This window comes from Blastococcus sp. SYSU DS0552 (assembly GCF_054050815.1).
In genome coordinates this window covers 179,977-194,956 of the sequence record NZ_JBJHAB010000002.1, presented here as the reverse complement: position 1 = coordinate 194,956, position 14,980 = coordinate 179,977, and the positions used below count along the sequence as shown (strand labels likewise).

General features: G+C 74.6%; 15 protein-coding genes. 7 read left to right on the top strand and 8 right to left on the bottom strand.

The window, feature by feature from the left end; genetic code table 11:
• Positions 1–2 precede the first annotated feature (2 nt).
• Entirely contained in the window at positions 3–1,778 is a 1,776-nt protein-coding gene (locus ACI8AG_RS03110; RefSeq protein WP_456595875.1) for a DEAD/DEAH box helicase, read from the top strand.
• 10 nt (positions 1,779–1,788) lie between these two features.
• On the opposite strand, the gene ACI8AG_RS03105 is transcribed toward ACI8AG_RS03110, so the two are convergent.
• The 4 genes from ACI8AG_RS03105 to ACI8AG_RS03090 form a co-directional block, all read right to left on the bottom strand.
• Positions 1,789–1,947 carry a hypothetical protein gene (locus tag ACI8AG_RS03105; RefSeq protein WP_456595874.1) on the bottom strand — a complete coding sequence of 53 codons (159 nt, stop codon included), beginning with the start codon at positions 1,945–1,947 and terminating at the stop codon, positions 1,789–1,791.
• 160 nt (positions 1,948–2,107) lie between these two features.
• Complete coding sequence (locus ACI8AG_RS03100; RefSeq protein WP_456595873.1) at positions 2,108–5,107, bottom strand: helix-turn-helix transcriptional regulator; 3,000 nt, start codon at positions 5,105–5,107, stop codon at positions 2,108–2,110.
• A 53-nt stretch (positions 5,108–5,160) separates the two neighbouring features.
• Positions 5,161–5,292, bottom strand: a complete 132-nt coding sequence (locus tag ACI8AG_RS03095) for a hypothetical protein (RefSeq protein ID WP_456588082.1) — start codon at positions 5,290–5,292, stop codon at positions 5,161–5,163.
• Positions 5,293–5,632: 340 nt separating this feature from the next.
• Positions 5,633–6,373, bottom strand: a complete 741-nt coding sequence (locus ACI8AG_RS03090; protein WP_456595872.1) for a phospholipid scramblase-related protein — start codon at positions 6,371–6,373, stop codon at positions 5,633–5,635.
• A 60-nt stretch (positions 6,374–6,433) separates the two neighbouring features.
• On the opposite strand from ACI8AG_RS03090, the gene ACI8AG_RS03085 reads away from it, so the two are divergent.
• Entirely contained in the window at positions 6,434–7,699 is a 1,266-nt protein-coding gene (locus ACI8AG_RS03085) for an ArgE/DapE family deacylase (protein WP_456588084.1), read from the top strand.
• Positions 7,696–8,352: an HD domain-containing protein gene (locus ACI8AG_RS03080; protein WP_456588085.1), complete on the top strand. Its 657-nt coding sequence runs from the start codon at positions 7,696–7,698 to the stop codon at positions 8,350–8,352. Before ACI8AG_RS03085 ends, ACI8AG_RS03080 begins: the two co-directional genes overlap by 4 nt.
• On the opposite strand, the gene ACI8AG_RS03075 is transcribed toward ACI8AG_RS03080, so the two are convergent.
• Entirely contained in the window at positions 8,294–8,569 is a 276-nt protein-coding gene (locus ACI8AG_RS03075; RefSeq protein ID WP_456588086.1) for a DUF4031 domain-containing protein, read from the bottom strand. The genes ACI8AG_RS03080 and ACI8AG_RS03075 overlap by 59 nt on opposite strands.
• A 38-nt stretch (positions 8,570–8,607) precedes the next feature.
• Here ACI8AG_RS03075 and ACI8AG_RS03070 point away from each other — a divergent pair, with 38 nt between their 5' ends.
• The 3 genes from ACI8AG_RS03070 (at position 8,608) to ACI8AG_RS03060 (ending at position 11,224) form a co-directional block, all read left to right on the top strand.
• Positions 8,608–9,603 (top strand): Gfo/Idh/MocA family protein, encoded by a 996-nt coding sequence (locus ACI8AG_RS03070; RefSeq protein ID WP_456595871.1) that lies wholly within the window; start codon positions 8,608–8,610, stop codon positions 9,601–9,603.
• Positions 9,604–9,608: 5 nt separating this feature from the next.
• Positions 9,609–10,430, top strand: a complete 822-nt coding sequence (locus tag ACI8AG_RS03065) for an SDR family oxidoreductase (protein WP_456595870.1) — start codon at positions 9,609–9,611, stop codon at positions 10,428–10,430.
• Positions 10,431–10,537: 107 nt separating this feature from the next.
• On the top strand, positions 10,538–11,224 hold the full coding sequence (locus tag ACI8AG_RS03060; RefSeq protein ID WP_456595869.1) for a hypothetical protein: 687 nt from the start codon (positions 10,538–10,540) through the stop codon (positions 11,222–11,224).
• A 9-nt stretch (positions 11,225–11,233) separates the two neighbouring features.
• On the opposite strand, the gene ACI8AG_RS03055 is transcribed toward ACI8AG_RS03060, so the two are convergent.
• Positions 11,234–12,031 (bottom strand): DUF72 domain-containing protein, encoded by a 798-nt coding sequence (locus ACI8AG_RS03055; protein WP_456595868.1) that lies wholly within the window; start codon positions 12,029–12,031, stop codon positions 11,234–11,236.
• A 25-nt stretch (positions 12,032–12,056) separates the two neighbouring features.
• On the opposite strand from ACI8AG_RS03055, the gene ACI8AG_RS03050 reads away from it, so the two are divergent.
• Complete coding sequence (locus ACI8AG_RS03050) at positions 12,057–12,440, top strand: VOC family protein (RefSeq protein ID WP_456595867.1); 384 nt, start codon at positions 12,057–12,059, stop codon at positions 12,438–12,440.
• 132 nt (positions 12,441–12,572) lie between these two features.
• Here the strand turns inward: ACI8AG_RS03050 and groL are convergent, their stop codons facing one another.
• On the bottom strand, positions 12,573–14,204 hold the full coding sequence (groL, locus tag ACI8AG_RS03045) for a chaperonin GroEL (RefSeq protein WP_456588092.1): 1,632 nt from the start codon (positions 14,202–14,204) through the stop codon (positions 12,573–12,575).
• Positions 14,205–14,590: 386 nt separating this feature from the next.
• The gene (locus ACI8AG_RS03040; protein WP_456588093.1) at positions 14,591–14,791 is read right to left on the bottom strand and encodes a cold-shock protein; all 201 of its coding nucleotides are present in this window, start codon (positions 14,789–14,791) and stop codon (positions 14,591–14,593) included.
• Positions 14,792–14,980 lie beyond the last annotated feature (189 nt).

The window sequence follows — 14,980 nt, the reverse complement described above, 5'->3', positions numbered from 1 at the left end:
ACATGGCGACTGCAGCAGCAGCGGCGGCCCGGGCCCCGCAGACGACCAGCCGACCGCTCCGGGCATGGCAGCAGGCCGCCCTCAGCCAGTACGAGGAGGCCTCCCCCAAGGACTTCCTCGTCACCGCTACGCCGGGCGCCGGCAAGACGACCTTCGCCCTGACCCTGGCGGCGCGGCTGCTGTCCCGGCGCGAGGTCGCCCGCGTCGTCGTCGTCGCCCCCACCGACCACCTGCGCCTGCAGTGGGCCGAGGCCGCCGACGCGATGGGCATCGTCCTCGACCCGAACCTGACCAACGCCGTCGGCCCGGTGCGCGCCGGCACCCAGGGCTACGTCACCACCTACGCCCAGGTCGCGGGCAAGCCGATGCTGCACGCCGCCCGCGCGACCGCGGTGAAGTCGCTGGTCATCCTCGACGAGGTGCACCACGCCGGTGACGGCCTCTCCTGGGGCGAGGCGGTCGAGGAGGCGTACGGCATGGCCGCGCGCCGGCTATGCCTGACCGGGACGCCGTTCCGCACCAAGCCCGACGAGCGCATCCCCTTCGTCCGCTACGAGGAGGACACCTTCGAGGGTGAGGCCGGCGGGCTGGTCAGCCGCGCCGACTACACCTACGGGTACAAGGAGGCGCTGGCCGACAACGTCGTCCGCCCCGTCGTCTTCGCCGCCTACACCGGCACCTCGCGCTGGCGGAACTCCGCGGGCGAGGTCGTGGCCGCTTCCCTCTCCGAGGCCGGCACCAAGTCGGTGGAGATGCAGGCCTGGCGCACCGCGCTGGACCCCAAGGGCCAGTGGGTGCCGCACGTCATCGCCGCCATGGACGACCGGATCACGCACCTCCGGGAGGAAGGCGGCATGCCCGACGCCGCCGGGCTGATCCTCGCCAGCGACCAGGACGACGCCCGCGACTACGCCAAGATCGTGCGCCGCGTGACCGGCAAGGCGCCGGAGCTGATCCTGTCCGACGACCCGAAGGCGTCGAAGAAGATCGAGAAGTTCGCCACCGGGACCGCACGGATCGCCGTCTGCGTGCGGATGATCTCCGAGGGCGTCGACGTCCCGCGCGCCGCCGTCCTCGCGTGGATGACCTCCTACCGGACGCCGCTGTTCTTCGCCCAGGCCGTCGGCCGCGTCGTCCGCTCCCGCTCGCCGCACGAGTCGGCGACCGTCTTCCTCCCCGCCGTCCGCCCGCTGCTGTCGCTGGCCGCCTCCATGGAGGAGCAGCGCAACCACGTCATGCCGCCGCCCCGGAGCCAGCCGGAGGAGGAGCTCGAGGCGCTCGACCTGCCGCCGCGGGAGCCGCGCGAGGGCGAGATGAAGCAGTGGGAGGCGCTCGAGGCCGACGCCCGCTTCGCCCACGTCCTGCACGGTGGGACGGCGCACACCGGTGCGGGGGGCCCGGCGACCGTCGTCGCCCCCGAGGAGGAGGACTTCCTCGGCATCCCCGGGCTGCTCACCCCCGAGCAGACGGCGTCGCTGCTGGCCAAGCGGGACGACGAGCTGCGGCTGCGGATCGCGGCGAGCCACCGGAACGACGCCGACGACTTCATGGTCGTCGAGGACCACCCGGACGAGGACGACGCCGGCCGCTCGTGGCGCGACGCCGCCGAGCTGCGCCGGGAGATCAACAAGCTGGTCAACCGCGTCGCCGCACGGACCTCGCAGCCGCAGGCAGTGGTGCACACCCAGCTGCGCCAGCAGGTGCCCGGCCCGCCGTCGGCGTCGGCGTCGGTCGACGTGCTCCGCGCCCGCCGCGAGCGCCTGCGCACGATGCTCTGACGCGGACCGCTCAGCTCTCGACCGGGGGCACGTCCGTGCGCACCAGACGCAGCCGCTCCGGCGGGATCACGCCTGGGAAGTACTCGTATCCCTCCCCCGAGGTCAGCAGGTCCGCCGGGTCGACGTCCTCCACGGCCCAGACGTCGACCGGACCGCCGGTGTTGTTCATGGCGACGAAGTAGTCCGCCGTCCACTCGTCGGGGGCGAGGAAGCAGCCTCCTGCTCCGGCACCGGGCTGCCCGCGATCCCCGGGGTATCGCCCATCCGCCGCCAGTCCAGGCCGTGGGCCTGGATCGACGCCCGGTTCCGCGACGAGGTGACGTGGAACATCACCCGTCGACCAGGAGACCGCGGGCCGCTGCGATCGCGACCGCCTCGGTGCGGCCGCCCGCGCCGAGCTTGGCCAGGATGTTGCTGACGTGCACGCTCGCGGTCTTCTCGCTGATGTAGAGCTCCGCGCCGATCTGCCGGTTGGTGCGCCCCTTCGCCAGCAGCTCGAGCACCGACTGCTCCCGCGGGGTGAGCACCGTGGAGACGTCCACCAGCCGGACGCCGGGGACGTCGAGCCGGCCCCGCCGGACCAGCGCCTCGACCGCCGTGCGCAGCGGCGCGGCACCCAGCCGGACGGCGACCTCGTGCGCGGCGCGCGCCTCGACGGCGGCCCCGGCCCGGTCGTCGTCGGCCAGCAGCGCCTCGGCCAGCCGCCACCGCGACCTCGCCTGCTCGTACACGTGCCCGTAGCCGAACGCCTCGACCGCCGCCTGCCACAGCTCCGGCGCGGCCTTCCCCGCCAACCGCGCCTGCTCGGCGTCCGCCCGCGCCTGCCAGGCCAGGCCCTCGACGCCCATCCCGCCCACCGAGCGCTCGAACACCTCGACCGCCGAGCGGGCGATCCCCACCAGCTCCTCACCGCGGCGCCCCCAGCCGTCGGCGGTGGCGTGATCCCCCGCCAGGCGGGCCGCGCAGGCCGCGTCGGCGGCCGCACCCAGCGCGGTGGCGACCAGCCGCAGCACCCCGAGGTGGTCGAACGGCCACACCTGCCGCAGCCGGGCGCTGGTGGCCACGGCGACGGCGACGGCGGTCTCCGGGTCGCCCGCCCAGCCGGCCAGGTCGATCTCGGCTGCCCCCGTGACCAGCGAGAGCAGGAAGTGGGTGTTCGACCGCTCGACCAGCGACCGTGCCCACGCCAGCCGGTCCCGCGCCGCCGGGTCGCCCCGGCCGACCAGCACGAGCAGCGCGGCGGCACGCACGTGCGCCGCCATCTCCGGCACCCGGGCGAGCAGGTCGGCCTCGGCCAGGCTGGCGTCCCACTCCCCCGCCGTGTACAGCGCCGTCACCCGCAGGTGCCGCAGCCCGGCCGGGTAGGTGGCCCACTCGACGCCCAGCCCCCGGGCCCGCTCGGTCGCCTGCTCGGTCAGCGCCAGCGAGCCCGCCACGTCGCCGGCCTCGAACCGGTCGATGGCGAGGTTGAACCAGGCCCGCATCTCCACGTCCACGTCACCGGAGCGCCGGGCACGCTCCAGCGCCTCGCCCAGGCGACGCCGCACCGCCTCGACGTCCGCGGCCGGGCGGGAGCGCACCTGCGAGACGGCGGTGTCCGACCACGCACCGTCCAGCCCCAGGACGTCGGCCGCCGCGAGCGCCTCCTCCGCGGCCGCGTCGCCCTCGGCGAGCAGGTTCAGGGCGAAGCACATCCGCGCATGCGTGGCCGCCGCCCAGGTGCGCACCTCCGACGGCGGGTCGGCCGGCACCAGGGCCATGGCGGCGCTGCTCTCGCGGTGCCCGCCGGTGTGGTCGTCGAGCCGGACCAGCGCCTGCGCGAGCGTGTAGTGCAGGCGGGCCCGCGTCACCGGGTCGCCGTCCGGCCCCACCAGTTCCAGCGCCGCGCGGAGCAGCGCTACCGCGCGGTGCAGCTCGCCCGCGGTGCGGGCGGCGGCGGCCGTCTCCACCAGCAGCGCCACCTGGTCGCGGCCGGCCCGCGCCGCCGCGTCGGCGACCGCCGGCCACAGGGCGAGCGCCGCCTCCAGGTGCTGCAGCTGCTCGGCCGGGGCGCCCACGCAGCAGGCGGCGACGGCGGCCTCCAGCGAGGCGCTGAACGCACCCGGCAGGTCGTTGCTCTCCCGCGCGTGGTGGGCGCGCTCGGCGGCGGTGCCGGCGTCGGGGTGGGCGCCCAGGTAGCCGGCGATCGCCGCGTGCAGCCGCACCCGCTCCCCCGGCAGGAGGTCGGCCAGCACGGCCTCGCGCAGCAGCGCGTGCCGGAAGCGGTAGCGGCCGTCGTCGGAGACGACGAGGAGGTGGTGGTGCACGACCTCGGCGAGCGCCCGGTCGAGCTCGTCGGGCGCCAGCTCGCCGATCGCGGCGACCAGTTCGTGGCGCACATGGCGCCCGGCGACCGCGGCCACCCGCAGGACCCGCTGCGCCGCCGGGGAGCGCTGCTCGACCCGGGCCAGCAGCACGTCGGCCAGCGCCAGCGGCAGCGCCTCGCCCTGCAGGCCCGCGGCGAGCAGCTCCTCGGCGTAGAAGGCGTTGCCCTCGGCCCGGGCGACGACGTCGTCCACGGTGCTCTCCGCGATACCGCCGGTCGCCCCCGCGAGCGTGCGCACCAGCTCCCCCACCGCGCCGTCCGGGAGCGGCGCCAGGTCGATGCGCTCCACACCGGGCAGCCGCACCAGCTCGGCGAGCAGGGGGCGCAGCGGGTGGCGGCGGTGCAGGTCGTCGGCGCGGTAGGAGACGACGACGGCGATCGGCTCCTCGACCAGCCGGGCCAGCAGGTAGCGCAGCAGGTCGCGGCTGGAGCGGTCGGCCCAGTGCACGTCCTCGAGCACGAGGAGCAGCGGGCCGGTGGCGGCGACCTCGCACAGCAGCCCGGCGACCGACTCGAACAGCTGCAGCCGCCCGTCGTCGACCGGCTGGGGCGCGGCCCGGTGCGGCAGCGGGCGGCCGAGGTCCTGCCCCTCGCCGGGCGGCGGCACCGGCACCGCGGCGCCCGGCCGACCCGAGACGAGGCCGGTGAGGACCGGGTTGTGCCGGGTCGCGGGGGCGAGCTCCGGGTCGGCCGCGAGCGGGCGCAGCAGGTCGACGAACGGCAGGTAGGGCAGGCCGACGTCGCCGAGGTCGACGCAGTGCCCGGTGAGCACCCGCAGCCCGCGCTCGGCCGCCCGCCGGCCCAGCTCGTCGAGCAGCCGGGTCTTGCCCACGCCGGCGTCGCCGGCGAGCAGCGCTGCGCACGCCCGGCCGGCGACGGCCCGTTCGACGTGCGCGAGCAGGCGGGCGAGCTCCTCGGCCCGGCCCACCAGCGGGGCGTCGTCCCAGCGTGACACGGCTGGCATCGTGGCACGCGGGGACGACAGGACTCCCCCGGATCCGCTCCGACCGGCTGCGCTCAGCGCGAACGCCGCCGGCGGCGCATCCACGGACCGCGCCCGGTGCGGGCGCCACGGCTGAGCGCCTGGAGCACCTCCCGGCGGTAGGCGAGTTCCGCGTCCAGGCCTGGGTTCGGGTAGTGCATGGTCATGGCCGTCCCTTCCTCGTCCGTGCTGACGGGAGGAACGGTCGTGCTGAGGGGTGCTGCGCGGCATCGGTCGGCCGGGCAGTCCCACGGCGCCGGGCGGGGCTGAGGCCCCCTCACGACGATCGGCCCCACCCTGAGGTGGGGCCGATCGGGGATGAGGTCCGGACCGGATGACGGCCGCCTCGCGGCGAAAAGCACAACACGGCTCCAGGCCCCCGACCGAGGTCGGGGCGGTAGTCCGTGAAGGCGTAACCAAATGGCACCCGGGGGCACGATGCACCCGGCCCGGACGTCTTCGAGGCTACCCGCGCTCCCCGGCGCGACACCCGCCCGGCGGCATTTTTCAGTTGAAGCCGCGCTCGTCCTGCTTCAGCGCCGTGTCGACGGTGAGCGCCGAGGCGATGACCATGCTGGCCAGCGGCTCGGGCAACCGGTAGTGCACCAGGACGACGTAGCGGTCGGCCGTGGTGAACATGGTCCGGGCCAGCCCTTCCCACTTCTTCGTGATCCGCGCGACCTCGACGCCGGCGGCGTCGGTGACGGCGAAGTCCCAGGCGCGCCAGTTCTCCGCCTGGATCGCGCCCACGAGCTGCCCGCCGGCCACCAGGTCGAAGCGGATCCGGCCGAAGACGTTGGCCTGCACGATCTCGCCGACAGGCGTCCCGTCGGGCCGCTCCACGACCACCCGCGAGCGCATGAGCTTCGCCGGTCGGGTGAGCACCAGCACCGGCCCGCGCGCGTCGCGCACCTCCAGCCGGTGGGTGAGGAACTGGTCGAGGCTGGAGACCAGCCGCACCGCCTTCTTCAGCGAGCTCTGCCCCACCTGCACGACGGCGCCGATCTGCTGACCATTGCCGTCGAGGACGGCGTACTCGTTGGTGAGCTCGATCAGCTTGGTCTTCTGGTTCACCAGCAGGACCGGCTGGTCGTACAGCGAGGGGCCTGCTCCCGGTGGCTGCTGCGGCGGAGGCGACGGCGTGGCCTGCTGGACGTGCTCGGACCAGCCCTGGCCGTCCCACCAGCGGGTGCCCTGGCCGCCGGCGGGATCGGGGTACCAGCCGGGCGGCGGCGGGGGTTGGCTCACGGCGGTCACGCTATCGCCGCTGCCCCGCACCGCCCGGCACCCGCGTGCCAGACTCCGACCGTGGCCGACCTGACCGACGTCGAGGCCCGTGTCCTCGCCGCCGTCGACGAGCGGTGGGCGGTGGAGCGGCTCTGCGCGCTGATCGCCGTCCCGTCCGTCGGCGGCACGGCCGCCGAGAGCGAGGTCCAGCACCTGCTCGCCGGCTGGCTCGACGAGCTCGGCTGCGACGTCGACCGCTGGCCGATCGACCTCGCCGAGGCCGCGACCGCCCCCGGCGCCCCCGGGCAGGAGGTGGTGCGCACCGAGGCCTGGGGCGTCGTCGGCACGCTCGGCGGCGACGGCACCCCGGCGCTGGTGCTCTCCGGCCACACCGACGTCGTCCCGCCCGGCGACCTCGGGCTGTGGGGCGGCGACCCGTTCGTCCCCCGGTTCGCCGACGGCGCGGTGCACGGGCGCGGGGCCTGCGACATGAAGGCCGGCGTCGCCGCCTGCCTGGCCGCCGTGCACGCCCTGCGGACGGCGGGGGTGCGCCTGGCCCGGCCGCTCGCCCTGCACGGTGTGGTGGGCGAGGAGGACGGCGGTCTCGGCGCGTGGGCCACCCTGCGGCGCGGCCACACCGGCGAGCTGTGCGTCATCCCCGAACCCACGGCGCAGGCCGTGGTGACGGCGCACGCCGGGGCGCTCACCTTCCGGCTGGAGATCACCGGGCACGCCGCGCACGCCGCCATGCGCGACCGCGGGGTGAGTGCGGTGGAGCTGTTCGCGCACGTGCACGCCGCGCTGCTCGCATTCGAGGCCGAGCGGCAGCGGGACGCCGATCCGCGCTTCGGCGACGCCCGGTTCCCCTACGGCATCTCCCTCGGCCGGGTGCAGGCCGGCGACTGGGCGAGCTCGGTGCCCGACCGGCTGGTCGCCGAGGGCCGCTACGGCGTGCGGATCGGCGAGCCGGTGGAGTCCGCGCGGGCGGCCCTGGAGACCCGCCTCGCCGAGGTCTGCGCCGCCCACCCCTGGCTGGCCACGCACCCGGTGCGGCTGACGTGGACCGGAGGGGCGTTCGCCAGCGGTCAGCTGCCGGCCGGGCACCCGCTGCTGCCGGCGGTGCGTGCGGCCGTGGTGGACGCCGGTGGGCCGCCCCCGCCCGAGCGGGCGCTCCCCGCGGGCACCGACCTGCGGCTCTACGCGGCCGAGGGCATCCCGACCCTGCACTACGGGCCCGGCGACCTGCACCTGGCCCATGGGCCGCAGGAGCGGGTACCCGTCGCCGAACTCGTCACCGCCGCCCGCGCCTTCGCCCTGCTGGCGCTGCGCAGCTGCGGGGTCCGGTGAGCGGCCCGGTCGGGTTCGAGGCCTGGGCGGCGCTCGCCGGGGACTCCCCCACCTCCCGCACCGAGTGGGCGGCGCTCGTCGCCGCCTGGAGCGAGCCGCACCGCCGCTACCACGACCTCGCCCACCTGGCCGCCGTCCTCGGGTTGGCCGAGCGGCTCTCCGCCGACGTCCCCGACCCCGACGCCGTCGCCCTGGCCGCCTGGTACCACGACGTCGTCTACGACCCGCTGCGCCCGGACAACGAGCAGGTCAGCGCCGAGCGCGCCCGCGCCGGGCTGCGGGGGCTGGTGCCCGAGGAACGGGTCGAGGAGGTGGCCCGGCTGGTCCTGCTCACGGCCGGGCACGACCCGGAACCCGGGGACGCCAACGGCGCGGCCCTGTGCGACGCCGACCTCGCCGTGCTCGCCGCTCCCCCGGCCGCGTACGCGGGGTACGCCTCGGCGGTGCGGGCCGAGTACGGGCACCTCTCCGACGAGGAGTTCACCGCCGGGCGGATCGCCGTCCTGGAGCGGCTGCTCGGCCTGCCCCGCCTCTACCGGCTCCCCGCCGCCGCGGAGTGGGAACCCCTCGCCCGCGCCAACCTGACCGCCGAGCTCACGCTCCTGCGGTCCCGCGCTTCCGCTGCCGCAGACCCGCCGCCAGGAGACGGCTGAGCAGCTCGCGGCAACCCACCGGCAGCGCGCCCGCGGCGACGGCGGCGTCGTAGAGGTCCGCAGGCACGTCGTAGTGGTCACCCTGGAACGCGCGCCGCGGGATGCCCAGCTCGGCGGCGACGAACGCGTGCAGCTCGTCGTAGGAGACGTCGCTGACCAGGTGCGACCACATCCGGCCCCGCCAGGGCCACACGGGGCTGTCGATGAGCACGGCCACGAGGAAGCAGTGTGCCCGGCCCGGCTAGCGTCTGTCGGGTGAGCAACGAGATCCGCTGGGGAATCGTCGGGCCGGGCCGCATCGCCGAGAAGGTGGTGGAGGACTTCGCGGTGGTGGAGGGCGCCCGCGCGGTCGCCGTCGCCTCCCGGTCGCAGGAGCGGGCCGACGGGTTCGCCGCGCGGCACGGCCTGGAGCGCGCCTACGGCTCCTACGCCGAGATCCTCGCCGACCCCGACGTCGACGTCCTCTACCTCGCCACCCCGCACCCGCAGCACCACGCGATCGCGCTGGGCGCCCTGCGCGCGGGGAAGGCGCTGCTCGTGGAGAAGGCGTTCACCGCCACCACCGCCGGGGCCACCGAGGTCGTCGACCTGGCCCGCGGGACGGGCACCTTCGTCATGGAGGCGATGTGGACCCGCTTCCAGCCGGCCGTCGTCGCGCTCAACGAGCTGGTGGCCGACGGGGCGATCGGCGAGGTGCGCTCGGTGCAGGCCGACCTGGGCGTCGCGCGCGAGTACGACCCGGTCGACCGGCTGTTCGCCCTGGAGCTCGGCGGCGGCGCGCTGCTCGACCTCGGCGTCTACGTCGTCTCCTTCGCCCAGATGCTGCTGGGCACGCCCGACCGCGTCGTCGCCACCGGCTCGCTGTTCCCCTCCGGCGCCGACGCGGAGGCGGCGATCATGCTCGGCTGGGACGACGGCCGCAACGCCGCGCTCACCACGTCGCTGAAGTACGCCCTGCCGGGGACTGCGCGCGTGGTGGGGACGACGGGCTGGATCGACGTCGTGCCCCGCTTCCACCACCCGCAGACCATCGTGCTGCACCGCGCGGGTGCCGAGCCGGAGGAGATCACCCGGCCGCAGACCGGTGCCGGGTACGCGCACGAGCTGCTCGAGGTGACCGAGTGCCTGCGCGCCGGGCGGACCGAGAGCGCCGTGATGCCGCTGGCCGACACGCTCGTCGTCCAGGACGTGCTGGGCCAGGCCGCCGACCAGCTGGGCGTGCGGCACGCCGAGGCGGTCGACGTCCTGTGATCGTCGTGACCGCCGCGGGCGGGGCCACCGGCACCGCCGTCGTCCGGGCACTGCTGGCGCGCGGGGAGCAGGTTCGCGCGGTGGTGGCGTCCCGTCGACCGCGGCCGGAGCTCGACGGCGCGGAGGTGGTCGTCGGCGACCTCACCGGCGATCTCTCCGCCGCGCTCGCCGGCGCCGACGCCCTGTACCTGATCTGGCCGAACTTCGACCCGGACGAGGCGACCGGTGCCCCCGCCGTGCTGACCGCCGCCGCCCGCGCGGGCGTCCGCCGGCTCGTCTACCACTCGGTGCTGCGGCCCCAGATCCGCGCGATGCCGCACCACGCCGCGAAGGACCGCGTGGAGGAGGCGCTGGACGGCGCCGTCGCCGGCACGGCCGCGCGGTGGCGGGTGCTGCAGCCCTGCGCGTACGCCGCCAACCTCGACGGCGCGATCGGAACGGCGACCGCGACCGGTGAGCTGCCCAGCCCGTGGGGGTTGCAGCAGGCGCAGTCCTTCGTCGACCTCCGCGACGTCGCCGACGCCGCTGCGGTGCTGCTCACCGAGGACGGCCTGGACAGCGGCACCTTCGAGGCCGTCGGCCCCGAGGAGCTCACCGCCCCCGACGTCGCGGCGCTGCTCACCGGGCGCTCCGGGCGGCCGGTCACCGCGGTCGACGTGCACGCCGAGGACGACGGGAGCTACGCCGGGCGCTGCCGCACCACGATGTTCGACTGGTACCGGGAGCACGGCTTCACCGGCAGCCCGCGGGTGCTGACGACGCTGCTCGGCCGGCCGCCGCGGACGTTCGCCGAGCACCTCGCCGACGGGGTGCCGGCGGGCAGCTGACCGTCCCCCGACCGGGTGGCTCGGCTGCAGCAGTCGCCGGAGCCTGCCGATGTGGAACGGGAACGGCCGTACCGACGGCCGTCCGTCCCGAGGGGATACGAACGTCCATGGCTCTGCTCGAAGGTCTGGCCGCACTGGCCGCGAAGTTCGCCGGTGCCAGCACCGTCGCCCAGGTGGCGACCGGTGTCGGCATCGCCACCGCCGGCGTGACCGGCGCGGGCGCCGTCGGTGTCCTCCCGGCGCCGGTGCAGGACGCCGTGGCGAGCACGGTCGAGACGGTGACGCCGTTCGACCTGCCGGAGTCCGAGCTCTCGACCGAGACCGAGACCGAGACCGAGACCGATGCGCCCGTCGGCGACACCGAGGTCGACCCCGTGACGACCGAGGACGAGGCCACCGACGACGAGGTCGTCGAGGAAGAGGCCGCCGAGGACGAGGCCACCGAGGAAGAGGTCGTCGAGGAAGAGGCCGCCGAGGAAGAGGCCGCCGAGGACGAGGCCACCGAGGAGCAGACGGGCGCCCGCGGCCTGGACAACGCCATCGCCCACGCGAACGAGCACGCGCAGGGGGCGCTGCAGGCGGCCCAGGCCCGTCAGGCGGCCCACGACGCCGAGAAGGCCGCCCGCGACGCGGCCCGGGACGCGGAGAAGGCCGCCCGCGACGCCGCGAAGGCCGCTCGCGCCGCCACCGCCCCGGTCGAGGAGACCGTCGCCGAGCCCGAGGAGACCGCCGGTGCGGCCACCGGGAAGCCCGCCGACCAGGGCCCGACGAACCAGGGGCGCGGCGGCAACTGACCCACGCGGTCAGACCGGGGGGACCTCCACCGGCGCCCAGGCCAGGCCGGTCGCCTGGTCGGCCGTGGGAACGCGGGTCGGAGTCCCCCCGGCGCGGCGGACGCACTCGGCGAAACGGACGGCGTCGATGACCGCGGCGCAGCCCGGGTCGTTGTTGAAGTAGACTAGGACGTCCGCGTCGCCGTAGGTGGTCGCGATCCGCTCGGCCCACAGCTGCAGGGTCTCGGCGCGGTAGCCCCAGCCCTCGAAGCCGTGGTGGAAGCGCAGATAGCCCCAGTCCGTGGTGCGCCAGAGCGGCGCGATCGGCTGCTCGTCCCGGTCGGCCCAGCACAGCGCGGCGCCGTAGCGCTCGAGCAGGGCCCGCACCTCGTCGGTCCACCACGACTCGTGCCGCGGCTCCACGGCCACCCGGGTACCGGCCGGGAACTGCGCCAGGCACTCGCGCAGCAGCTCGGGGTCGGCCTTCAGCGTCGGCGGCAGCTGCAGCAGCACCGTGTCCAGCTTGCCGGCGAGCCCCGCGGCGCGGCCCATCAGGCGGGCGACCGGCTCCTCGGGCTCGCGCAGCCGCTTGATGTGGGTGAGGAACCGGCTGGCCTTGACCGCCCACCGGAAGTCCGGCGGGGTGCGCTCCCGCCACTTCACGAACGTCTCGTGCTCCGGCAGCCGGTAGAAGGCGTTGTTGCTCTCCACGGTGGCGAAGTGCTGCACGTAGTGCTCCAGCCACAGCCGCTGCGGGAGCTTCGGCGGGTAGAAGGCGCCCCGCCAGTCGCGGTACTGCCACCCCGACGTCCCGATGATCACGGCCACGGACAGCCGCCTACCCTCCGCGGTCATGGCTGACGCACCCGCGCGCTTCAAGGACCTCTGCCTCGACGCCAACGACCACCACGCGCTCGCCGACTGGTGGTGCGCCGCCATCGGCTACGTGCGGCGCGACTCCCTCGAGGACGCCGAGAACCCGGAGGACGACGAGCCGCGTCCGCACGACTGGCCGATTCCGATCGTCGATCCGGCCGGCGAGGGACCGCTGATGTGGATCGTCCCGGTGCCCGAGCGGAAGACCATCAAGAACCGCGTGCACTTCGACGTCGTCGGTGAGACGCGGCCGCTCATCGCGGCGGGTGCGCGGATGGTGCGGGAGCAGGATGACGAGATCGAGTGGAGCGTCCTCGCCGACCCCGAGGGCAACGAGTTCTGCGTCTTCGCCCCCGAGTGAGCGGCGAGGGCGCCCCGGACGCCGACAGGGGCGGCCCCGCGATGCGGGACCGCCCCTGCTGGTGAGGCCATGGAACGGCCTCGTCCAGAGGCTCACCCCGAGCGTGCGAGGGGTGAGGAGGACGAGGTCCTCTTAGAAGTCCATGCCGCCCATGCCGCCCATGTCTCCACCCGGAGCGGCCGCAGCGGCCTTCTCCGGCTTGTCGGCGATGACGGCCTCGGTGGTGAGGAAGAGCGCCGCGATGGAGGCGGCGTTCTGCAGCGCCGAGCGGGTGACCTTGGCCGGGTCGATGATGCCGGCCGCGACCAGGTCCACGTACTCGCCGGTGGCGGCGTTGAGGCCCCAGCCGGTCTCCGAGTTGCGCACCTTCTCCGCGACGACGCCGCCCTCGAGGCCGGCGTTGATGGCGATCTGCTTCAGCGGCGCCTCGAGCGCGACGCGCACGATGTTGGCACCGGTCGCCTCGTCACCCTCGAGCTCGAGCTTGTCGAACGCGACGGCCGTGGCCTGCGCGAGAGCGACGCCACCACCGGCGACGATGCCCTCCTCGACGGCGGCCTTGGCGTTGCGCACCGCGTCCTCGATGCGGTGCTTGCGCTCCTTGAGCTCGACCTCGGTCGCGGCGCCGGCCTTGATGACGGCGACGCCACCGGCCAGCTTCGCCAGGCGCTCCTGCAGCTTCTCCCGGTCGTAGTCGGAGTCCGACCGCTCGATCTCGCTGCGGATCTGGTTGACCCGGCCCTGGATCTGGTCGGTGTCACCCGCACCCTCGACGATCGTCGTCTCGTCCTTGGTGACGACGACCTTGCGGGCCCGGCCGAGCAGCTCGAGGTCGGCGGTGTCGAGCTTGAGGCCGACCTCCTCGCTGATGACCTGGCCACCGGTGAGGATGGCGATGTCGCCCAGCATGGCCTTGCGGCGGTCACCGAAGCCCGGGGCCTTGACGGCGACGGACTTGAAGGTGCCGCGGATCTTGTTCACGACCAGGGTCGCGAGGGCCTCGCCCTCGACGTCCTCGCTGATGATGGCCAGCGGCTTGCCCGACTGCATGACCTTCTCCAGCAGCGGGAGCAGGTCCTTGACCGAGCTGATCTTCGAGTTGACGACGAGCACGTACGGGTCGTCGAGGACGGCCTCCATGCGCTCGGTGTCGGTGACGAAGTAGGGCGAGATGTAGCCCTTGTCGAAGCGCATGCCCTCGGTGAGCTCGAGCTCGAGGCCGAAGGTGTTGCTCTCCTCGACGGTGATGACGCCTTCCTTGCCCACCTTGTCCATCGCCTCGGCGATGAGCTCACCGATGGCGGGGTCGGCGGCGGAGATCGACGCGGTGGCGGCGATCTGCTCCTTGGTCTCGACGTCCTTGGCCGTGGAGAGCAGGTACTCGCTGACCGAGGCGACGGCCTTCTCGATGCCCTTCTTCAGGGCCATCGGGTTCGCGCCGGCGGCGACGTTGCGCAGACCCTCGCGGACGAGCGCCTGGGCGAGCACGGTGGCGGTGGTGGTGCCGTCACCCGCGACGTCGTCGGTCTTCTTCGCGACCTCCTTGACGAGCTCGGCCCCGATCTTCTCCCACGGGTCCTCGAGCTCGATCTCCTTGGCGATGCTCACACCATCGTTGGTGATGGTGGGCGCGCCCCACTTCTTCTCAAGAACGACGTTCCGGCCACGGGGGCCGAGGGTCACCTTGACGGCGTCGGCGAGGGTGTTCATCCCTCGCTCGAGGCCGCGGCGCGCCTCTTCGTTGAACGCGATCATCTTGGCCATGTGGTGATGTCCTCCGAGCATGGATCGCTGCACGGCCGGGTCCGGCGCCCGCGACGGACGACACCAGCGACGTGGACGCTCCGTCGGCCCACGGACCGGTGCCTCACCGTTCCGACCTGATTGGCACTCAGGAGCCCTGAGTGCCAGAACTGAGTCTGGCACTCGACCCCTGCGAGTGCAAGAACTGGGTCCCCCGACCGGCTGTTCCCACCCCCCGGGGGGCTCTCACCGGGGCGGGCTGGTCCGCGGCACCTGGTCGACCGCCGCCATCACCCGGACAGCGAGCCTGCCGGAAGGGCGCACGCGGTGGGAACCGAGCCCCCGGAACGACCGAGGCCCGGTCCCCCGTGGGGAAACCGGGCCTCGGCCGGTGTTGCCGAGTGGTCTCAGGCGCTGCGGACGGCGTCGGCCTGGGGGCCCTTGGCGCCCTGGACGACCTCGAACTCGACCCGCTGCCCCTCGTCGAGGCTCTTGTACCCGTCCATCTGGATGGACGAGTAGTGGACGAAGACGTCCTCGCCGCCGTCGACGGCGATGAAGCCGAAACCCTTCTCGGCGTTGAACCACTTCACGGTGCCCTGTGCCACGTGTGCTCCCACGTTTCGTGCGTGCGGCGCCCCATCGCTCTCGATGTGGCGGGGTCTCGCTCTTCCGCCCGCCGAACACGAACGTGGAACTCGAACCGCGCGAGACGGTACAGCAGAGAAGCGCAGGTGACAGCCCCACGCGCGCACGACGCACCCGGATCCGGCGACGACGTCGCCCGGACCGGGGAA